The sequence below is a fragment of the Algivirga pacifica genome, from assembly GCF_039543525.1.
Lineage (GTDB): Bacteria > Bacteroidota > Bacteroidia > Cytophagales > Flammeovirgaceae > Algivirga > Algivirga pacifica.
The window spans coordinates 1-20,216 of the sequence record NZ_BAABJX010000070.1; the positions used below are offsets into that span (position 1 = coordinate 1).

Below are 20,216 nucleotides of genomic sequence, written 5' to 3' on the forward strand. Positions count from 1 at the left end.
TTTTGGTTCGCACTTAAACTTACCACTTTTTCATGCCTTTTTCATATCGTTGCAACAAAGCCATGATTAATTATTAATAGCTGCTAAGTCAGCTATATTGATAATTGATAATTAACTATTGTGCCATTAGGAAGGCTTTGATAAAATCATTCAAGTCACCATCCATGACTTTTTGTACGTCAGTACGTTCCAAACTAGTACGCAAATCTTTCACCAACTTGTATGGGTGCATCACGTAGTTTCGGATCTGAGAACCAAAGTCGATTCTCATTTTTGTACTTTCCAGCTTATCTCTTTCTGCGTTTTGTTTTTCAATCTCCAACTGATACAATCGAGATTTCAACATCTTCAAGGCCTTATCCTTATTTTGAAGCTGAGAACGTTCTTGCTGACATTCAATAACCAATCCCGATGGAGCGTGTCGTAGACGAACAGCGGTTTCTACTTTGTTCACGTTCTGCCCTCCGGCACCTCCGGCACGGAAAGTTTCCCAAGTGATATCAGAAGGGTTAATGTCTACGGTAATCGAATCATCGGCTACAGGATATACAAATACAGAAGCAAAAGATGTATGTCTTCTTCCTCCCGAGTCAAAAGGCGAAATACGAACCAGACGATGTACACCAATTTCAGACTTCAGATATCCGTAAGCAAAATCTCCTTCCACCTCAAGGGTTGCTGATTTTACTCCAGCTACATCGCCATCATTGATATTGACTTGCTTTACTTTATACCCATTGGATTCTCCCCACATGATATACATACGCATCAGCATAGCCGCCCAATCGTTGGATTCTGTTCCTCCTGCACCTGCATTGATTTCGATCATGGCACTCATGCCATCCTCCTCATTGCCAAGCATCTTTTTCACCTCCAGATTCTCGATCAGTTCCTCTGTTTTTTTAGCTTCTGCTGTAATTTCTTCCAAAGGAACATCCCCTGCCTCAAAAAACTCATAAAGGGTTTCCAGATCCTCGACAGCTGCTTCCGCCTCATCGTAATCCTTTACCCATTGCTTTTTCACTTTGATTTCCTTAAGAATTACTTCAGCAGCTTTAGGGTCATCCCAAAAGCCGGGAGCTGTTGTTTTTTGCTCCTCCTCTTCAATCTGTTTTACCTTATTATCGTAGTCAAAGATACCCCCTAAGGGAGTTAACACGTTCTTTTAGTTCCTTTAATTGAGATGCATTCATAGCGTTTCTATTTATTGATATGAATATACAGCTTCAAAGATATATTTTTTTTATAGGAAGCTGCAACCCTTCTGTTTTTTCCCGGTCTTTTTATTGAGACAAACCTTTTATTATAGTGTCAATTAATTTAAACATTCCTATGAAAACGTATATTCTTACACTAGCATTTCTTTCTTTACTATTCACACAGAATAGCTTTGCACAAAAAACAGAAACCAGAAAAGTAGACACCTTTGAAGCTATTAAAGTAGGAGGGTCTTTCAATGTTACGCTCCAAGAAGGTAAAGAGGAGAGCGTCACTATTGAAGTAAAAGACGAGGACCTTTTGGAAGATATCATTACCGAAGTAAAGAACGGAACATTAAAAATCCGTAAGAAAAACAGTAATGGATGGTCATGGAACAGTGGTTCAGCCAATATTACCATTACCTATAAAAATATAAACAAGGTTAGCTCATCCGGTTCCAGTGATATTGTCGGAAAAGACGTTATCAAGAATGAGGATATCTCCCTTAGCAGCAGTGGATCGGGTGACATGGACATGAAGGTAGACTGTAAAGAACTTAGTGTATCCCTGTCAGGCTCTTCTGATATCGAGCTGGAAGGTGATGCCGATGATTTCTCTATTTCTCTTAGCGGTTCTGCAGATGTAGAAGCGTTGGAGCTTCAAACCAAAACTTGTGAGATCCATATCAGTGGTTCTGGGGATGTAGACGTAAGTGTATCCGAAGCACTGGAAGCTTATGTTTCAGGTTCTGGCAATGTACGCTACAAAGGAAATCCTGAGCGTCAACGCTTTAAGTCTTCCGGTTCTGGAGATATCGAAAAAATCAACTAAAGTAAGAGGTGAAAGGTAAGAGGTAAAAGGTAAGAGGTAAAAGGGATCGTTTCTTTTACCTATTACTTTTTACCTATTACTTTTTACTTTAAATATGCCCTTTGACGTCTACAAGGTCTCTAAACATCTGTACACGGTCTGCCAACTCTACTGGATTAATATCCAATAATTTCTCAGTACCAAACTGCTCTACACAGAACGATGCCAGCGCAGAACCATAAATCACCGCACGCTTCATATTTTCAAAAGAGACATCATCTGTCTTTGCTAAGTAGCCAATAAAGCCTCCAGCAAAAGTATCTCCCGCTCCTGTTGGGTCAAATACTTCTTCCAACGGTAACGCAGGAGCAAAGAATACCTCTTCTTTATGGAACAACAGCGCTCCATGCTCCCCTTTCTTGATGATCAAGAACTGAGGGCCCATCTCCATAATCTTACGAGCGGCCTTTTTCAAAGAATACTCTCCTGACAGCTGTCTCGCTTCTTCATCGTTAATCGACAATACATCTACCATCGAAATTGTCTTCATCAACTCATCCCAGGCAGAGTCCATCCAAAAGTTCATCGTATCCATTACGATTAGTTTTGGACGCTTTTTCATGCGCTCAATAACGGTACGCTGTACCGTAGGCTGCAAGTTTCCTAGCATCACATACTCTGCTTCCTGATACCCTTCCGGCAAAACTGGATCAAAAGACCCTAACACATTGAGCTCAGTAGCCAACGTATCTCTGACGTTCATATCGTTGTGGTATTTGCCTGACCAGAAGAATGTTTTCTCATCCTCCTTCACTTGCAATCCCTCTACATCGACACCCTTGTCCTGAAACATGCTGATCGTATCTTTCGGAAAATCTCCCCCTACTACTGAAACGACGCCTTGCTCTTTAACAAAATAAGCTCCTGTCAAAACAATATACGTACCGGCACCTCCGATAATCTTATCGGTTTTTCCAAAGGGAGTTTCAATCGCATCAAATGCTACTGATCCAACTGTTAATAATTTCATTATTTTTAAATAAATTTGTACATCTTATGAAGCAGTTATTTATCTGCAAATAAACTGCATAATCAGAGCACAAATAAACAAGGAATATCATACAATCTGAAATATTCCGAACGAAATCAAATACCGCCCTATAAATACTATGAAACTAGATTCGCTTTTTGAACTACCTACCCCTACAGGGCACTCTCCTGAAAAGGACCAGCTCAATATTACTGATGGACAAGGCGACTATTCTTTGCTACATACTTATGACTGTGCATTACTATTTGTCAATACGTGTAAGGGACAGGAGGAGGAGCATAAGAATACGGCTTTTCAACAAAATATCACCCGTACACTTCAACAAATGAGTGCCCTCAGTAATAACTGTAAGATTATTAACCTAGGTACGCTCAAAACAAAAAGTAGTCTATCCGAAACACAGGAACTCTTGAAAAAGGTAACACAGTACCTGTTACAAGAAGAGGTATTCCCTATCGTTATTGGAGAAACGCAGGCATTAAACCATACACTTTTTGAGGCTTGCGCAACCACTCAAAAGAATATTAACCTAACCGTCGTTGATCACCATATCAATCTTGATGAGAACGATAGCCATTCAACCCTAAAAACATTAGTGAGTGATCCCCGAATAGGACAACTTACTCACTTAGGCCACCAGCGTTTCATTACCTCTCCTGAGTACATCACTAAGTTGCATGAACTTCACGCTGAGGTCCGAAGCATTGGAATACTTCGAAATGATATTAAGGAAATAGAACCTTTGTTAAGAAATACACACCTATTAAACTTCGACCTCCGCAGTATTCGTAAAGGGGTTGCTAAAGGGATTTACCACAATAATATTTTTGGTCTCACTGAAGAAGAGGCTTGTCAGCTGTGCTGGTATGCCGGTAATGGGCAGTATATTACGGCTGCAGGGTTTTATGGCTATCATGCCGAAAAAGATACAGAAGGAGATACTGCTATGTTGCTATCTACGATGTTGTGGTACTTTATGGAAGGGTATGGGCAACGTATCCAAGAATTCAGCTTCAGTAGTAATATGTATACTAAATATATCGTTCCTGTGACTGAACAAGGGCCTTCCTTGTCTTTTTATAAAAGTAAACGATCAGAACGATGGTGGCTAGTAGCCGGAGAGGAAAAGTTACAAACGCACCACTCAACCTATATTCCTTGTAGTTATGCTGATTATGAAAAGGCGCTAGAAGGTGAAATACCAGATCGTTGGGTGAAAGCCACAAACCGGATTGATTGTTGAGTTATGAGTTATGAGTTATGAGTTATGAGTTATGAGTTATGAGTTATCCTCAAAAGCTAGTCATGGAGCAGTTCATAATCTTATTTCAAAATTAAAAATATATACAACTTATTTTCGTGTGTCAGTGATCATCTTCACTGATCACCGATCACTGTTAACTGTTCAAAGTATGTTGCTTCATTATAAACCTATTCGTTTTTCTATACTTATCAGTATCCTGTTTCTGGCATTTGTACAGCAGAGTTGTAAAACAAGATATACCTATGCCGACCGCACAAAAAAACTGGAAACAAACGAACGTGAAGCTATTAAAGCATATCAAGATAAGTATGCCTCTAAGCTAGATAAAATTGTTGCCGATAATTCTGCTCCTGAAAAAACAGGGCCTATCAAGGTAAACTCAGAAGCCGTTGCTATCGCCATCAAAGAAAGTGTTAACTGGATGGGCGTAAAATACCGTATTGGTGGAATGACTAAAAAGGGGGTTGATTGCTCAGGACTCACCTATCAACTCTATAAAAAGGCAGGAATAGAACTACCTCGAAATTCCAGCTCTCAATCACGGTATGGTTCTCCTGTCAAGCGATCAGACTTACAACCGGGGGACCTTATTTTCTTCACTACTCCTGGCAACGGGCGAAATATCCGTCATGTCGGCATGGTTATGGAAGTTACCTCTAATGACGTCATTTTTGTACATGCCTCTACCAGTAAAGGTGTCAGGAAAGACAATTTAAACGGTTGGTGGAGCGATTATTATATCAAAGCACAAAGACCTGTCAATACACCTTAATCGGTTGTGGTTATTATAGATATGTTGCGTTGAATCGACAATAACATATGGGAATGAGGAGTGCTGCCATCAAAGATACAACGCACAAAAAGGACCGTTCACTATTTAAACAAACAATACAATTGACACCATATGATGGTTTCAATAATTTTTACATATCCTAAATACTAAAATTAATGAAAAACTTTTTGTCATCTGCCGTTATCCTTGGTATGGCATTTTCTGCTGTATCTTGTCAAAGCAATACCAATGAACAAACCTCCACGGCTAATGCCGAATTAAATGTTTCTAAGAAACAGACCTCTTCAGATACCTCTACCACAAAAGTTGTAATCTCTAAAGACGAAAGCACAGAAAATCCAGTGATCGCCACCAATCACGAGGCTATCGCAGAGGTTATGAGTAACCTCAGTTCATTTGATAATACTCCTTACAAACTAGGAGGAACCGATCACGAAGGTGTAGACCCTAGTGGATTAGTTTACTCTCTTTATCAACAAGCTGGAATTGATTTACCTAGGGTAACTTCTAAGCAGGCAGAATTCGGTACTGAGATCGCTTTACCTGAAATTGCTATTGGAGATTTAGTATTCTTCTCTTTCTCTGAGGGTAAATCACCGGAATCAGTAGGAATCATTACTGATATTGATAAAACTAAGATTCTATTTACGTATGCCTCCTCCTCAAAAGGGGTAACCAATGGTAACCTTACCTCCGATTACTGGAGTACAAAACTTATCAAAATTACGCGTCCAGCTCAATCAATTCAAGAAGATGTAGTCACTGCTATGGGAACTCTGAAACCTGCTCAGCAACTAGGATATGTTGCTGCAGTTCGTGCAGCCCTAAAGGAAATTACAAAATACGAAGGTGCTCCTTATAAATATGGAGGAAACTCTCAGGAGGGTATCGATGCCAGCGGCTTAGTATGTCAGGCTTACTTAGCTGCCGGACACGACCTACCAAGGATAACTAGTAAACTTGCTGGCTATGGAGAGGAAGTATTAAGAGATAATATCCTACCTGGAGACTTAGTGTTTTTCTCTTTCTCTGGCAATACGACCCCTGAAACAGTAGGAATCGTTACATCTAAAGATGGTGGCGATTTACAGTTTGTTTATGCCTCTTCTTCTAAAGGAGTTATTTCTGCTAACCTAAGTCTTAAATTCTGGCAGGAGCGATTAGTGAAAGTGATGCGTCCAGTGGCTTTGTAAGTGGTTAGTGTTTTTTGATAATTACTAGTCACCAACTACTAATCACTAATTCTTTTACCATCTTAACTTTCGGGGGCGACCACAAGGGTCGCCCTTACCTTTTCTCTGCTATTTTTATTAAATTTGCTCATTATTTAAGCAATCGTAACGATCGTTTTCCGAAACTTTTTATGTTTGTATAAAAAAGGAGTAATACCACAAATACTTCTTACTTTTTTTACATTTACAGAAAATGTGCCTGAACATCGGAAAACGATATTGATAATCATATTATGGCAGAACAACACAATTATACCGAAGACAGTATTAAGTCTCTGGAACCCAGAGAACATATACGCCTGCGTCCCGGAATGTATATCGGTAAGCTGGGCGATGGATCGGCTCCTGACGATGGTATCTATGTACTAGTTAAGGAGGTGATCGATAACAGTATTGACGAACATATGATGGGTTTTGGTAAATCCATCGAGGTATCTGTCAAAGAAGACAGTGTAGAAATTAGGGATTACGGAAGAGGTATTCCTTTAGGAAAAGTGATCGACTGTGTAAGCAAGATCAACACAGGAGCAAAATATGACTCCAATGCCTTCCAGAAATCAGTAGGTCTGAATGGTGTCGGTACCAAAGCCGTTAATGCCTTGTCTACCTACTTCAGAGTTTCTTCTGTAAGGGAAGGACAAAAGAAAACGGCTGAGTTTGAGCAAGGAAAATTGACGAGTGACCATAAAGTCGAAAGTTCTTCTGAGCCTAATGGAACTCGTGTTTTCTTCAAGCCTGATGGAGGGATTTTTAAAAACTTCCGCTTCATTCCTGAGTATCTGGAAAACCAGATCTGGAACTATGCTTACCTGAATGCAGGGCTTAGCATCAACTATAACGGAAAGAAATACTTCTCCAAAAATGGTCTTTTTGACTTATTAAGCCGTAAGACAAAAGACGAGGAGCGTCGCTATCCTATCATTCATCTGAAAGGGCATGAAATTGAGATTGCGATGTCGCATACCAGTCAGTATGGTGAAGAGTATTACTCTTTTGTCAACGGACAGTATACCACCCAAGGAGGAACACATCAAGCTGCTTTGCGAGAAGCTGTCGTAAAAACAGTTCGTGAGCACTTCAATAAAAACTTCGATGCAACAGATATTCGTGCTTCCATAGAAGCGGCTATTGCAATCCGTGTACAGGAACCTGTTTTTGAATCTCAAACAAAAACTAAGCTTGGTTCTATTCATACGGCTCCTGATGGTCCTACGGTTCGTAGTTTTGTCAATGAATTTGTCAAGAAGGAATTAGATGACTACCTACACAAGAACCCAGATACGGCACAAGCACTCCTAAAGCGTATTCTTCAATCCGAGAGAGAACGAAAGGAAATTGCAGGAGTAAAAAAGTTAGCCAATGAGCGCGCTAAAAAAGCCAACCTTCATAACAAAAAGCTAAGGGATTGTCGCTTGCATTACAACGATAAGAAGGGCGATCAGGAGAGGCTGCAAAATACTACCTTGTTTATTACCGAGGGAGACTCTGCCAGTGGTAGTATCACCAAGGCAAGGGACGTGCAAACACAAGCTGTATTTAGTTTGAGAGGTAAGCCACTAAACACCTTCTCTCTAACCAAGAAAGTGGTATATGAAAACGAGGAGTTCAACCTCCTACAGCATGCCTTGAATATTGAGGACGGTATTGAAGGATTACGCTATAACCGTGTGGTTATCGCTACGGATGCCGATGTTGACGGTATGCACATCCGTCTATTGATGTTGACCTTCTTCTTGCAGTTCTTCCCGGATTTGGTAAAACAGGGACACTTGTATATTCTAGAGACTCCTTTGTTCCGTGTGAGAAATAAGAAGAAAACTTTCTACTGCTACTCTGATGAAGAAAGACAAAAAGCCATCAAAGAGCTAGGAGGCAAACCAGAAATCACTCGATTTAAGGGATTAGGTGAAATCTCCCCAGACGAGTTTGGTGACTTTATCGGAGAGAACATCCGCTTGGATCCTGTAATCCTTCACGAGGATACAACTATCAAGGAGTTATTAAGCTACTATATGGGCAAGAACACCCAGAGTAGGCAGCAGTTTATTATCAACAACTTGAGAGTGGAAAAAGACGAAGTTGAGCAGTGAGCATGATGCTTCACAGGTATAATTACTAGCTTAGTAGCATTAATTATCAATGATTAATTATCAATTTTCAATTATTTGTTCCCCATTGATAATTGAGAACTGTTCATTGATAATGGTAAATTGAAAATTGATAATTGAAAATTAAAAATTGTTATGAAAGTCGTCATTCCTGTTGCTGGTAGAGGTTCCAGACTTCGTCCTTTGACTAACACTCAACCCAAAGCGCTACTTCCGGTCGCTGGAAAGCCTATTATCGGGCATATCATCGACTTCTTCGTCGAAAAGGGAATCAAGGAATTTGTGTTGATTATTGGATACATGGGGACAAGGATAGAGGATTTTGTCTATTCCCAATACTCTAGCAACAAGGAACTGATGTTTACTTTTGTAGTACAGGTACCCAGAGAGGGTTCTGCACATGCGATATGGTCTGCCAAAGAGTATATTGAAGATGAAAAAGAACTTTTGATCTGTTTGGGAGACTCTATCATTGATGTCGATTTAGAAGAATTTATTCAAACAGAAGGCTGTGTCGTAGGAGTACAAAAAGTAACTAAACCAACTGATTTTGGTATTGCTGAGAACAATACAGAAGGGTATGTTCAGCGTATGGTAGAAAAACCACGTATCCCCATGTCTAACATGGGGTTGGCGGGGCTCTACAAAATTGACGATGCCGGTAAACTGGTGGAAGCTATACAGTATATTATTGAGAATGAAATCACCACTAACGAGGAGTTTCACTTAACTGACGCCTTACAGCAAATGCTTCTCAATGGCAGTCAATTCAAGGCCAAGCTTGTGGATGGCTGGTATGACTGTGGACAAAAACATTCTTTACTGGATGCCAATGCACATTTATTGAAACGCCCTGGCTTTAAAACAACTCCCCAAACGGAGTTTCCTGGTTGTGTATTGATACAACCTGTCAAAATTGGGATCAACTGCAAAATTGAAAATTCTATTATTGGTCCCAATACGGTGATCGGAGACAACTCAGAAATCCATAATTGCATGGTAGAGAACTCCATTATTGGAACATTCAGCAAATTGGATCAGTTAATTCTTAAAGACTCTTTGGTCGGGCATGACTCTAACTTAAAAGGCACACACCAAAGCCTCAACCTTGGTGATCATACGGATATCAAATTCAATTAACTAAATAATCTGGAGTGCGGCCTATTTCAACCGGCAGTTGTACTTCCTTTTCAATTTAAAAAATCATGGGTAAACAATTAGCAGTTCGCAAGGGGCACTTTGATGCCATGCACCGAGTGATGGACCATTATTCAAAATGTAGAAATATCCACGGGCATTCTTACCTCTATGAGTTAGGTATTGGCTTCAACCAGACAGAAGCAATTGGTTATGCCATTGACTTTGGAGAAATCAAACGTGTAGGAGAAGCATTCCTTCAGGATATGATGGACCATGGTGCCTTACTCAACCCAAAAGATGAGGTGCTTATCAACGTCTGTAATCAGGAAGGATATAAGTACTGGACCATGAGTATTAATGGAGAAGGAGAACACTGTAACCCTAGTGCCGAAAATATTGCCAAAGAAATTTTTCTAGCTTGTGAGATTCTATTCTCAGAGCATCCAGGAATCTGGATGGAGCAAATCGTTCTTTTTGAGACTCCTAAGAGTAGTACCATCACTACTAAGGAAAGCATCGATGAAATTGAACGTGAAAACTTCCGTAAATGTCGTTACGATATGATTATGGCATACGCCAAAGAAAAAGGAGTAAAATCCTATAGACAATAAATTATTAATGAGGAATGAAGAATGAAAAATGAAGGATATTAATACTCTTCATTCTTCATTCCTCATTTTTCATTCTTAATCGCTTACCAATGAACAACAGAATAACCAAACTATTTAACATTGACTTCCCCATCATACAAGCCGGCATGGTGTGGTGCAGTGGATGGGAACTTGCCTCCGCTGTCAGTAATGCCGGAGGACTAGGCATTATCGGTGCGGGATCCATGTATCCTGAAATACTCAGAACACACATTCAAAAATGTAAACAAGCTACGACCAAACCTTTTGCTGTCAACATCCCTCTCTTCTACCCTGATATTGAAGAGATCATGGTCATCATCATAGAAGAGCGTGTTCCTATTGTCTTTACCTCAGCAGGCAATCCCAAGCTATGGACTTCCCATCTAAAAGAAGCTGGTATTACGGTTGTACATGTAGTCTCTAGTAGCAAATTTGCCTTGAAGGCGGAAGCTGCAGGTGTAGATGCTGTGGTAGCGGAAGGCTTTGAGGCTGGAGGGCACAATGGTCGAGAGGAAACCACTACGATGTGTCTTATTCCTATGGTAAAAGATACGGTAAACATCCCTGTAATTGCCGCTGGAGGGATTGGCTCCGGAAGAGCAATGCTAGCCGCTATAGCCCTCGGAGCAGAAGGAGTACAGATTGGTAGCGCATTTGTTACTAGTGAAGAGTCTTCTGCACATCAAAATTTCAAACAAAAAGTAATTGATGCACAAGAGGGGGATACGGTCTTATCGTTAAAACAACTCACTCCTGTACGCTTATTAAAAAATGATTTTTTTGAGCAAGTCAAAGAGGCTGAGATACGAGGAGCAACCACAGATGAACTCACTGCACTTCTTGGTAAAAGAAGAGCTAAAAAGGGTATGTTTGAAGGAGACATGCATGAAGGAGAACTTGAAATAGGACAAGTAGCCTACCACCTCGATCGCATTCGACCTGCCGCTGAAATCCTACAAGAAATTTGGAATGACTTCTTACAGGCTCGAACAATACTCTGCCAAGGATAGACTCTCCAGAATGCCCAATTATTTAATTAATTATTTATATTCGTGGCTATGGATTTCAAGTTTCAACAATTCAGGGAACTAGTGCTGGATCACTTTCCTGACCATATAGATCCTATTCCACAACCTGATATAAAGGATATTGTATCTTCTCCCTTTAAGGAAGAGGTCAAAGAAGTTTATGCCTCTTTAGGAGGAAAGGCTGATTTTCGAAAAATAAGATTACCACAATGGCCCATTACCCTGGACCAAAATACGGTAGTCTTCCTTGATGACCAACTGCACTTTAATCGTTACCGTATGCGTACCCTAAGGGCAGAAATTTATCAACAAAATTATATTGGTTTCAAAGTCGAAAAGTACAGGAGCTATTCCAGAAAAAAAGAAGCTGAGTGCTTAAAGTCTGGAGTAACTGATCGGAGCTGGACGCATAAAGCCGCAGAAGTAAATTTTGGTCCCGGGAGTGAAACTCGTGGGGACTTACAGGGTGAAGGCGCTCCAGCCTGGAAATTCAATGCCTTTGTGGATTACTTATTGGATCTCTATTTACCATTAAAGCAAATTATGGTCATTCGTATATCTATATGGGATGAACTCATGATTGGAGGTCGTTTGGTCACTATAAAAGAGATTCTCACTGCCCCAAACCCACAATGGAATGAGGCGCTTGTCAATTACTTGAAGAGACGTATGCCTTGGTTACCTGAACGCAATCGAATCTAAAGTACAGAAGAGACTGCTCTGCTGTCTATTCTAGTGTTTTTTTTTACATATTAATTTCTACGAGATCAGCTCGTATTAACGATTACCTTAATAATGAACAAATCAATTTTAACTGCAGCGGCCTTGGCGGCCTTTACTGCTTGTCAGGCCCCAAAAGGGACACAGCAAGTGAGCAAGTCTCCATCCAATATTCTGGACAAAGAGATTGTATCCAAGTACATGAATACCATTACTCCTGAAGACCTAAAGGAGCATTTGATGACTTTTGCATCAGACGAATTTGAAGGACGTGAAACCGGAGAAAGAGGACAAAAAGTAGCGGCAGACTACTTGACTAAATTCTACTTTGAGCAAGGATTGGCAGGACCAGTAGCTGGTGTTCCTAACCCTTACCTTCAAAAATTCACACTGAACAGTGTACAGGTCAATGATTATACCGTAGAGACCAAGCATCACAAAGGTGAAAACTTCGAAGATTTTGTTGCTTACGGTAACTTCAACGCTGAAGCAATTGATACGGAGTATGTATTCTTAGGAACTGGTACAGAAGCAGACTTCAGTACACTTTCTATGGAAGGAAAAGTAGCCGTTATCCTAGATGCATCAGAAGGAAAGCGTTCTGATACCAGAGCAAAAATCACATTAGCTAAATCCAAAGGAGCTAAAGCGATTATGATCGTCATGGGTTCAGATCAGGAGTTTGCCTCAAGAGCTAAGTTTTTCCGTCAGTACTCTGCAAAACCTTCATTAAGCTTTGACGATGCAAAAAGCTCCGATTTTGGTATTTTGTTTAGTTCTCCAAAGGGAGTTAAAAAACTATTTGGACTAGGAGAAGACGTATCGCTGGCAGAGGTGGCAAGCAGTCAGGAATTCAAGGCAGCCAACTATGTCGTTGAAGGTAAACTAGGAGCCAAACTAAACGTTGGTAAAGTACATACCGAGAACGTAATGGCCTTTATGGAAGGTACTGACCTGAAAGACGAAGTAGTAGTAATTTCTTCACACTATGATCACGTAGGAATCAACGATGGAGAAGTATACAATGGTGCAGATGATGATGGTTCTGGAACAACTGGTGTACTAGAAATTGCTGAAGCATTTGTTACTGCTGCAAAAGAGGGATACAGACCAAGAAGAAGTGTTCTTTTCCTGAACTTCACTGGTGAGGAAAAAGGTTTATTAGGCTCTGAGTACTACTCAGACAATCCTATTATCCCATTGGAGAAAACTATCGTAGACCTTAATGTGGACATGATCGGTCGTATTGACGAGGCGCATAAAGATAATCCTAACTTTATCTATATCATCGGTTCTGACATGCTATCCTCTGGCCTTCACCAGCTACACGAAGAGGTAGCAAAAGAAGCCGTTCCTAACATTGAGTTAGACTATAAGTACAATGACAAGAACGATCCAAACCGTTTCTATTACCGTTCTGACCATTACAACTTTGCAAAGCATAATATCCCAGTAATCTTCTACTTCAACGGTACACACGAAGATTACCATCAAGCAACCGATACTCCTGATAAGATCGCTTATGAGCAACAAGCTCTAAGAGCAAAGCTTATCTTTGCCACTGCTTGGGAAATTGCTAACAGAAACGAGAAACCAGTAGTAGACAAAGCTCCTGCTGAAAGCGAAGCTAAGCAGAACTAATTATACCTGCTATTGTATAAAAAAGCGCTTCCCAATGATATGGGAAGCGCTTTTATTTTCTCCGTCAATATCCCAAATTAGTGCTTCACCTAACGCTACAGACCCTTATTATGAAATCTTTATTTAAACAACATATTGAACAAACCCTTCCTATCACAGAGGAAGATTTTGAATTTATCTGGTCACACTTTACCCAAAAATCGCTGAAAAAACATCAGTTTTTGGTACAAGAAGATGATTATATTCGTTCTGATTATTGGGTAGGAAAAGGTCTCTTAAAAGCCTACTATAATAATGATGGCAAAGAACATATCTTACAGTTTGCTATGGAAGGATGGTGGATTTCAGACTATGATGCTTACTTTAATCAAACTCCTGCCAGCATCAATGTGAACTGTCTGGAAGACAGTGAATTGATTTGCCTAACACTTGCAAATAGAGAAGCACTTTGTCAATCCCTGCCTCAAATGGCCAACTTCTTCCGCCTGAAAGCCCAAGGTGGGTATGTAGCCTCCCAAAAAAGAATCCTTTCATTCCTAAAAAATAATGCTGAAGAGCGCTACCACGAACTCACTACCCTTTATCCCACCCTATTACAACGTGTTCCGAAAACCTTACTCGCCTCTTACATTGGAGTATCCAGAGAAACACTTAGTCGACTTGGAAAAAAGAAACTTAATGAATAATGACGAGTTGAAAATGAGTAATTGTCATTCTTCATTCTTCATTAACCTGTGACCTACCTCACAATAAACTTGTGACCTGTTTCCTGTAATTCCCCCTTTCTATCCCTGACCTTTGTATCATCAAAAATAAAAGAACAAAACACTACAACGGTTATGATAGATAAGAGTAACAACATTCGTATAGGCATTATTGGTACAGGAATGATCTCCAATGTGATCGCTTCTGCGATTAACCAAGCTAATCAAGCAACCCTGGTCGCTGTCAGTAGCCGATCGTTGAAAAATGCGCAAACATTTGCCGACACACATCATATTCCCCATACTTTTGATCAATGGGAAACACTTGTACAATGGGATGGTATTGATGCCGCTTATATTGGAACACCTACTATTGCAAAGGAAGCAATTGCAATTACAGCAGCCGAAAATGGAAAACATATATTGGTAGATAAACCTTTTATAGATGTAGCCTCTGTAAAACGTATTACAGCTGTATGTACCGAAAATAATGTCGCCTTTATGGATGCTACTCACTTTACCCATCACCCTCGTACCGCTTTATTACAGAAAACGATCTCCTCACAAATAGGCAATCCTCAAGCAATTAATTCGACCTTTTTCTTTCCATTTCTCGATAGGGATAATATTCGTTATAATCCTGCCGCAGAACCTACAGGTGCCATTGGAGATATGACCTGGTACTCTCTTAGAGGAATTGTCGAATATATGCCGGAAGCAAAGGAGATCGAAAGCCTAAAAACATTCGTACAGAGAGATCCTCAAACCAATGCTATCTTCAGAGCTGCCGGTTTAATTGAATTTAAGGGGGGGATGACCTCTACATGGAATATCGGTTATAATGCAGGTGTCTGCCGCATGGATTTAGATATTCTGGGAGAATCAGGAAGTATACAATTGGATGACTTTGTATTAGACTGGAATAGTGGCTTTGCTTTTGACAACCCCGACCATCAAGTGATCTATACTTTAAGAACTGGGATGGCATCTCCTCAAGAATTTCAGCATCTCCCTGTAGGCAATACACAACCACAAACAGTCCATATGATTAATCATTTCGCTCAATTAATACAAGAAGATAATCAAGAGGCTATAAAAAATAGTATTCAAAAGACCGAAAAAACACAAACGTTTTTGGATGCTGTTTGGGATAGTATTACCCAATAATAAGAATGAAGAATTAAGAATATTACTTACTCTTAATTCTTCATTAATAAATCTCAAAAGGAATCCAGCCAGTATCTGGATCATTACCAAAAGCATCTAGTCCAACAAAGAATTTCCACTCATGTTTGGCATGTATACCTCGATAAGTCCCATTATTATTTTCAGGAATGCTCACTTCTATTTCCCACTCATAGGTTTCTCCATCATTCAACGTCTGAGGACCTGCGACCAATAGTTCGTGCTCATAAGTAACCGTAGTTTTTCTAGCAATCGTATGCTCTATTTCTCTTTCTCCATCCTCTTCATACTCTACTTCTATTCCTTCTACTTCTACTCTCTCCTCAGACTTGAGTTTTAGGTATACCTTATCAATTGATAAGTTAGATTTAGCTAGGGCCTGTACTCTTATTTTGAACGGCTCTCCCAATACCAATTCTCCATCGTGATCAATAGATGCGACCACTTCAGCCGCCCCTCCCGTTACCATATTGGCAACAGATTTAATTTTATCAAATAGTCCCATTTTATAATATGTGTTTAGTATGTCTGTATTTACGTTAATCTTAAATACTGTTTTTAAAATAGGAACTATTCTTGATAATCATATGATTATCGCAAGAGATAACAGAAAAATATAAGGAAAATGCAATTACTTCTCGCTCTTCTACTATACCACTATCGTTTTCCTAAAGGGTTTTTCTTTGAAGGGTTTGTTCTAAATTCTTTCAGGTAAAATGGCTCAAAGTAAGCCACATCTTTAAAATCCTCTTTCTTGAATTTTTCTACTGCCAGTATACCAATTTGTTTTGCTGAAGGAACAATATCTTTAACATAGTAACTATTTCCTGTTGACAGTATTGGCTGGCACTTTTCCGCACCATTCCCGAAGTATACTAATTGATACTTTTCCATTTCCTGTGCAAAAGCTCCTTCTTCCATCACTTTGGGATGCACTTCTTTCACTATATGCAAGGTATGATCATACAAAGCCGTGTATACCTCCATTCTTCGGGCATCTATCATGGGACAAAGTAATGTTCCTTTACCATAGTATGGGCTAACCTCTTTTGCCATAGCCTCCAATGTTCCTACGGCTATCAACGGAATATCCAATGCATAGCATAATCCTTTTGCGGTGGCAGTTCCTATCCGTAATCCCGTGTAAGAGCCCGGTCCTTCCGAAATAGCGATCGCTGCCAAATCACTCATTTGTAAACGGGCATTCTGTAATACCTGTTCGATCATCTGATTCAAATACTCGGAATGCGAATATTCCAGATGTAACTCATAAAATGATATCAATGCGCCATCTACACTATGTAATGCCACAGAACAGACGGTAGTGGATGTATCTATACTTAAAATCATTACCTAACTATTTATATCTTCATACTGACTACCGGAAATGAACTAAATTCAGGTATTTTCAAATGAGTAAATTAGAAAATAGATACCTCATGTCCAGTAGTTAAATCTTCATAACTTTTCTGCAAAGTTAAAAATATGATTGGTTAATCATTTAAAGTTTCATGGTTATGAATTTGTATTTTATGTTTAACTATTGTCAGTTCGCTTTAAATGCCACATGAATTTCTATCTCTTTTTTTACTTTAACCGTTCCCAGCATTTTTACAGGAGGCTCTAGCCCAAATTCTGTAATATCCACTACGGTACTTCCTTTGACCATATAACCTTCTGCCAAGGCAACAATATTTACAGGTAATATCACTTCTTTATTTTGTCCAGCGATTATCATCATTGTATTCATTTTCCCTGAAAAGGATTGTATATCAGTTGATGCTCTGTCAAAAATTAAATCCTGCAACTCTATCATAAGGTAAGGATACTTCTCAGCCTGTAATAAATCCCTCATTTCTTTGGTCATCAAACTCCTCTCACAATCAAGTCGTTTTACTTCTACCTTTAATAATGCCTGATGAAAAAACAGATACCCTTGCTTCTGGTTCTCTGATATTACCTTTGTTTTATCGACTAAAGGATCGATGCTATAGGCACAACTAAATTTATTGACGTTCGTGGCTCCATTTAAATACAAGTAGCAGCCTTCCTGGTCAAAGTGCAAGTTCCATGTTCGTTCCTGAGCTATTCCAAAAGAAACCAACCCAAACAGCAAGAATACTAAAATACTTCTCTTCATTTTTATAATCTTTATGCTACTCTGTAACTGCTAAATATCCTTCTTAGCAAGAACCCACCGTTAACCCAAAAAAATATACCTACCCCTTTCATAAACAAATAAAGAGATAGGCATATTAAAATGCAGTGACTAGCCTCAATCTAGAAGCCAATGGCTGCCTCTATCATTAAGCCATTGAACTGTCCTCCACTAAATCTACTTGTAGAAGGAAAGTCTTTATATTCTTGATGAACATACTCTACCTTGGTCAAAATATTTTTACTAATAAACCATCCACCACCAGCTTGTACTCTGTCAATCTGAATATCATCCGCATCATTTACATCATTACCAAAGACAGTATTATAACGTCCCCCTATAAAGAAACGCTCTTCCCCACCGAAGCGAAAAATCAACTCCCCTGCCAACTGGTCATAATCTCCTTTTTCATCTCCATCGGCTTTTGTACCAGAAGTATGTTCATAAGTACCGAAGAACTCTAATCCTAAGAACTTCACAAATGGATTAATCATAAAAGAAGTCACATCTCTAAAGCCCGGATTAAAACGACCTGTCGTAAAATCATCCTTGTTATTCGCCAATACATGATAGTATCTAGACCCACTACGATCTCCTCCATACAAGGTATTTCGATTCAAACTACTATTGTTATACACAGAGCCCATTAGGCGTAAACGTAAATCATCTGAAACATTGGCATCGTATCCCAGTTTACCGTAAAAGGATACATTCGACTCCTCCAGCTTTAAGGAACTGCCACTAATACTACCATTGGATATTGCCCCCATAGCAAGGAATCCTGCCATCCTAAAATAAATCTCTCCCGCAATCTCTGTCGTAAAAGCATCCATAATTAGGTTACCAACAAATGGGTTATACATTGCATTGGCATTATCTGTTCTTCTAAAGTGAGGATCACCATAATTGATTTCCATGTGTCCTACTTTAATAGTCAGAAACTGCATCAAATCGTCAATGGCATCAGACCCAAGGAAAGGCATTCCATCCACTTGTAGATACCCTCCTTTCACCCAAGCCTCTGCATGGTGTCTGGAAGACAAATAGGTAATCAAGTTCATTCGAACACCAGGTAATAAGGCCACATCAATATTGAAATTGGCTGTTGCATTATTAAAGTTATTCCCAATCTCGATCAGTTCATTGACATTTGCGCCATTCACAATCACTGGGTCAGCATTATTTTCGTGCTCTAGCAACTGAAACTGTAAAGCAAAGTTACCACCAATACGCACCCTCACATTCTCTGGTAAGGTGTCATTTTCTTTCGGAGGCTCAAAGACATTAATCCCTGTTTGGTCGTACGGCCTAAAGTTGCTAATCGGTGGTTGCTGCGCAAAAGCGCTAATGCCTATAACACTCAGTAATAGAAGGGTAAATACTTTTTTCATAGCTGTATAGTATAGGTTTGGGTTATTATGAAGCTTTAATTTTATGTATTGATTCTTAAGAACATAAGGCTATGCTCTCTTCACTATTTCAAAGTTGCTTCGTATTCAAGGGTAATTTCATCTCCTGATTTTACCGTTCCCATCAATGCCTTTGGTGGGTCAATTCCAAAATTGGTCATCTTGGTTTTCATACTCCCTTTATAGGTACTACCTGACTTTTGGGCGGTTAGTTTAACCGGCTTAGTTACCCCTGCAATCGTAAGATTACCACTTACCTCTACAGAAGAGCCATCTAAAGGTGTCGATTCGGTAACCTCAAAAATAATTTCCGGGTTTTTAGGCTCTTTTAGTGCATCATACATATTGCTGTCCAGCCCCCCTTTACCACTTTTCAGTGTTTTCACAGGCACAACCACTCTCATATTTTCAATAGCCGTCACCTCTCCTCCTTCTCCTGTAGTCGCTGTCCCTGTAATCTTTATATCTTTGGACTCAGCCTCCCAATCATGGAGTGTTGAAGTACCCAATATTTTGACCATTCCTGTTCCACTCAAATCTTTTGAATTTTGTGCATATAAGTTCCCTGCTATAAATATGGAAACCGTAAACAGGGTCATCAGTAGTATTTTCCTCATAGCTATTAAATTTTATTTAATAATGGCTGTTGTGACCACTCTAACACAAGCATTACTATGAGCGTTCAAGTTTCCTACGCCTCCTTAACATTATTCAGGCTATAAGCTAACTTCTTACTCTGATTATCATATCTAAGGAGGAGGAAGGAGGAAGGAGGAAGGAGGAAGGAGGAAGGAGGAAGGAGGAAGGAGGAAGGAGGAAGGAGGAAGGAGGAAGGAGGAAGGAGGAAGGAGGAAGGAGGAAGGAGGAAGGAGGAAGGAGGAAATTAATAAATAATGGGATGCAGGGCCTACATTCTATGTCCTGAATGAAAAAATAAATTTCATGAACAGGCCTTGTAATAGGGTATAAAGAGTTTAATTCCTTCATCCTTTATCCGAGACGACCACAAGGATCGCCCTTCGGGCAAAAAAAAAATCGACATATCTACTAATAGACATGTCGATTAAACAATTAACTATGGCACTCCGTAGGGGATTCGAACCCCTGCTACCAGGATGAAAACCTGGCGTCCTAACCCCTA

Annotated in this window: 19 protein-coding genes; 12 read left to right on the plus strand and 7 right to left on the minus strand. The window is 39.7% G+C overall.

Features of this window, described 5'->3' with window-relative positions; genetic code table 11:
* Window positions 1-115 precede the first annotated feature (115 nt).
* A protein-coding gene (prfB, locus tag ABD985_RS20845; protein WP_345375217.1) for a peptide chain release factor 2 occupies window positions 116-1,193 on the minus strand; the annotation gives its coding sequence in 2 pieces (ribosomal slippage) (window positions 116-1,132 and window positions 1,134-1,193; 1,077 coding nt in all).
* A gap of 139 nt (window positions 1,194-1,332) precedes the next feature.
* On the opposite strand from prfB, the gene ABD985_RS20850 reads away from it, so the two are divergent.
* On the plus strand, window positions 1,333-2,031 hold the full coding sequence (locus ABD985_RS20850) for a head GIN domain-containing protein (RefSeq protein ID WP_345375219.1): 699 nt from the start codon (window positions 1,333-1,335) through the stop codon (window positions 2,029-2,031).
* 88 nt (window positions 2,032-2,119) lie between these two features.
* Here the strand turns inward: ABD985_RS20850 and ABD985_RS20855 are convergent, their stop codons facing one another.
* Window positions 2,120-3,040: a PfkB family carbohydrate kinase gene (locus ABD985_RS20855; RefSeq protein ID WP_345375221.1), complete on the minus strand. Its 921-nt coding sequence runs from the start codon at window positions 3,038-3,040 to the stop codon at window positions 2,120-2,122.
* A 139-nt stretch (window positions 3,041-3,179) separates the two neighbouring features.
* On the opposite strand from ABD985_RS20855, the gene ABD985_RS20860 reads away from it, so the two are divergent.
* The 11 genes from ABD985_RS20860 to ABD985_RS20910 all read left to right on the plus strand — a co-directional run bounded on the left by ABD985_RS20860 (window position 3,180) and on the right by ABD985_RS20910 (window position 15,490).
* Entirely contained in the window at window positions 3,180-4,304 is a 1,125-nt protein-coding gene (locus tag ABD985_RS20860; protein ID WP_345375223.1) for an arginase family protein, read from the plus strand.
* Window positions 4,305-4,473: 169 nt separating this feature from the next.
* Window positions 4,474-5,097, plus strand: coding sequence for a C40 family peptidase (locus ABD985_RS20865; RefSeq protein ID WP_345375225.1), 624 nt, complete (start codon window positions 4,474-4,476; stop codon window positions 5,095-5,097).
* 176 nt (window positions 5,098-5,273) lie between these two features.
* Window positions 5,274-6,311, plus strand: a complete 1,038-nt coding sequence (locus ABD985_RS20870; protein ID WP_345375227.1) for a C40 family peptidase — start codon at window positions 5,274-5,276, stop codon at window positions 6,309-6,311.
* A 272-nt stretch (window positions 6,312-6,583) separates the two neighbouring features.
* Complete coding sequence (locus ABD985_RS20875; RefSeq protein ID WP_345375229.1) at window positions 6,584-8,440, plus strand: DNA topoisomerase IV subunit B; 1,857 nt, start codon at window positions 6,584-6,586, stop codon at window positions 8,438-8,440.
* Window positions 8,441-8,593: 153 nt separating this feature from the next.
* Entirely contained in the window at window positions 8,594-9,598 is a 1,005-nt protein-coding gene (locus ABD985_RS20880; RefSeq protein WP_345375231.1) for a sugar phosphate nucleotidyltransferase, read from the plus strand.
* Window positions 9,599-9,663: 65 nt separating this feature from the next.
* The gene (locus ABD985_RS20885; RefSeq protein ID WP_345375233.1) at window positions 9,664-10,209 is read left to right on the plus strand and encodes a 6-pyruvoyl trahydropterin synthase family protein; all 546 of its coding nucleotides are present in this window, start codon (window positions 9,664-9,666) and stop codon (window positions 10,207-10,209) included.
* Window positions 10,210-10,298: 89 nt separating this feature from the next.
* Window positions 10,299-11,240, plus strand: coding sequence for an NAD(P)H-dependent flavin oxidoreductase (locus tag ABD985_RS20890; protein ID WP_345375236.1), 942 nt, complete (start codon window positions 10,299-10,301; stop codon window positions 11,238-11,240).
* 48 nt (window positions 11,241-11,288) lie between these two features.
* The gene (locus ABD985_RS20895; RefSeq protein ID WP_345375238.1) at window positions 11,289-11,960 is read left to right on the plus strand and encodes a DUF7255 family protein; all 672 of its coding nucleotides are present in this window, start codon (window positions 11,289-11,291) and stop codon (window positions 11,958-11,960) included.
* Between the two features lie 93 nt (window positions 11,961-12,053).
* Window positions 12,054-13,619, plus strand: a complete 1,566-nt coding sequence (locus tag ABD985_RS20900) for a M28 family peptidase (protein WP_345375240.1) — start codon at window positions 12,054-12,056, stop codon at window positions 13,617-13,619.
* 110 nt (window positions 13,620-13,729) lie between these two features.
* A complete protein-coding gene (locus ABD985_RS20905; RefSeq protein ID WP_345375242.1) occupies window positions 13,730-14,305 on the plus strand; it encodes a Crp/Fnr family transcriptional regulator in 576 nt (191 codons plus the stop codon).
* Between the two features lie 153 nt (window positions 14,306-14,458).
* Complete coding sequence (locus ABD985_RS20910) at window positions 14,459-15,490, plus strand: Gfo/Idh/MocA family protein (protein WP_345375244.1); 1,032 nt, start codon at window positions 14,459-14,461, stop codon at window positions 15,488-15,490.
* Between the two features lie 43 nt (window positions 15,491-15,533).
* On the opposite strand, the gene ABD985_RS20915 is transcribed toward ABD985_RS20910, so the two are convergent.
* The 5 genes from ABD985_RS20915 to ABD985_RS20935 all read right to left on the minus strand — a co-directional run bounded on the left by ABD985_RS20915 (window position 15,534) and on the right by ABD985_RS20935 (window position 19,692).
* The gene (locus tag ABD985_RS20915) at window positions 15,534-16,013 is read right to left on the minus strand and encodes a hypothetical protein (protein ID WP_345375246.1); all 480 of its coding nucleotides are present in this window, start codon (window positions 16,011-16,013) and stop codon (window positions 15,534-15,536) included.
* A 152-nt stretch (window positions 16,014-16,165) separates the two neighbouring features.
* Window positions 16,166-16,858, minus strand: coding sequence for a tRNA (adenosine(37)-N6)-threonylcarbamoyltransferase complex dimerization subunit type 1 TsaB (gene tsaB, locus ABD985_RS20920; RefSeq protein ID WP_345375248.1), 693 nt, complete (start codon window positions 16,856-16,858; stop codon window positions 16,166-16,168).
* Between the two features lie 196 nt (window positions 16,859-17,054).
* Window positions 17,055-17,648 carry a YceI family protein gene (locus ABD985_RS20925; protein WP_345375250.1) on the minus strand — a complete coding sequence of 198 codons (594 nt, stop codon included), beginning with the start codon at window positions 17,646-17,648 and terminating at the stop codon, window positions 17,055-17,057.
* Between the two features lie 140 nt (window positions 17,649-17,788).
* On the minus strand, window positions 17,789-19,057 hold the full coding sequence (locus ABD985_RS20930) for a hypothetical protein (RefSeq protein ID WP_345375252.1): 1,269 nt from the start codon (window positions 19,055-19,057) through the stop codon (window positions 17,789-17,791).
* A gap of 83 nt (window positions 19,058-19,140) precedes the next feature.
* The gene (locus ABD985_RS20935; protein ID WP_345375255.1) at window positions 19,141-19,692 is read right to left on the minus strand and encodes a YceI family protein; all 552 of its coding nucleotides are present in this window, start codon (window positions 19,690-19,692) and stop codon (window positions 19,141-19,143) included.
* Window positions 19,693-20,216: the final 524 nt, after the last annotated feature.

Bases quoted from the DNA above. Each gene is read 5' to 3' on its own strand.
- ABD985_RS20930 (WP_345375252.1), bottom strand. From the start codon at position 19,057: ATGAAAAAAGTATTTACCCTTCTATTACTGAGTGTTATAGGCATTAGC.
- ABD985_RS20875 (WP_345375229.1), top strand. From the start codon at position 6,584: ATGGCAGAACAACACAATTATACCGAAGACAGTATTAAGTCTCTGGAA.
- ABD985_RS20925 (WP_345375250.1), bottom strand. From the start codon at position 17,648: ATGAAGAGAAGTATTTTAGTATTCTTGCTGTTTGGGTTGGTTTCTTTT.
- ABD985_RS20915 (WP_345375246.1), bottom strand. From the start codon at position 16,013: ATGGGACTATTTGATAAAATTAAATCTGTTGCCAATATGGTAACGGGA.
- ABD985_RS20900 (WP_345375240.1), top strand. From the start codon at position 12,054: ATGAACAAATCAATTTTAACTGCAGCGGCCTTGGCGGCCTTTACTGCT.
- ABD985_RS20850 (WP_345375219.1), top strand. From the start codon at position 1,333: ATGAAAACGTATATTCTTACACTAGCATTTCTTTCTTTACTATTCACA.
- ABD985_RS20910 (WP_345375244.1), top strand. From the start codon at position 14,459: ATGATAGATAAGAGTAACAACATTCGTATAGGCATTATTGGTACAGGA.
- ABD985_RS20895 (WP_345375238.1), top strand. From the start codon at position 11,289: ATGGATTTCAAGTTTCAACAATTCAGGGAACTAGTGCTGGATCACTTT.
- ABD985_RS20935 (WP_345375255.1), bottom strand. From the start codon at position 19,692: ATGAGGAAAATACTACTGATGACCCTGTTTACGGTTTCCATATTTATA.
- ABD985_RS20890 (WP_345375236.1), top strand. From the start codon at position 10,299: ATGAACAACAGAATAACCAAACTATTTAACATTGACTTCCCCATCATA.
- tsaB (WP_345375248.1), bottom strand. From the start codon at position 16,858: ATGATTTTAAGTATAGATACATCCACTACCGTCTGTTCTGTGGCATTA.
- ABD985_RS20865 (WP_345375225.1), top strand. From the start codon at position 4,474: ATGTTGCTTCATTATAAACCTATTCGTTTTTCTATACTTATCAGTATC.
- ABD985_RS20860 (WP_345375223.1), top strand. From the start codon at position 3,180: ATGAAACTAGATTCGCTTTTTGAACTACCTACCCCTACAGGGCACTCT.
- ABD985_RS20855 (WP_345375221.1), bottom strand. From the start codon at position 3,040: ATGAAATTATTAACAGTTGGATCAGTAGCATTTGATGCGATTGAAACT.
- ABD985_RS20905 (WP_345375242.1), top strand. From the start codon at position 13,730: ATGAAATCTTTATTTAAACAACATATTGAACAAACCCTTCCTATCACA.
- ABD985_RS20885 (WP_345375233.1), top strand. From the start codon at position 9,664: ATGGGTAAACAATTAGCAGTTCGCAAGGGGCACTTTGATGCCATGCAC.
- ABD985_RS20870 (WP_345375227.1), top strand. From the start codon at position 5,274: ATGAAAAACTTTTTGTCATCTGCCGTTATCCTTGGTATGGCATTTTCT.
- ABD985_RS20880 (WP_345375231.1), top strand. From the start codon at position 8,594: ATGAAAGTCGTCATTCCTGTTGCTGGTAGAGGTTCCAGACTTCGTCCT.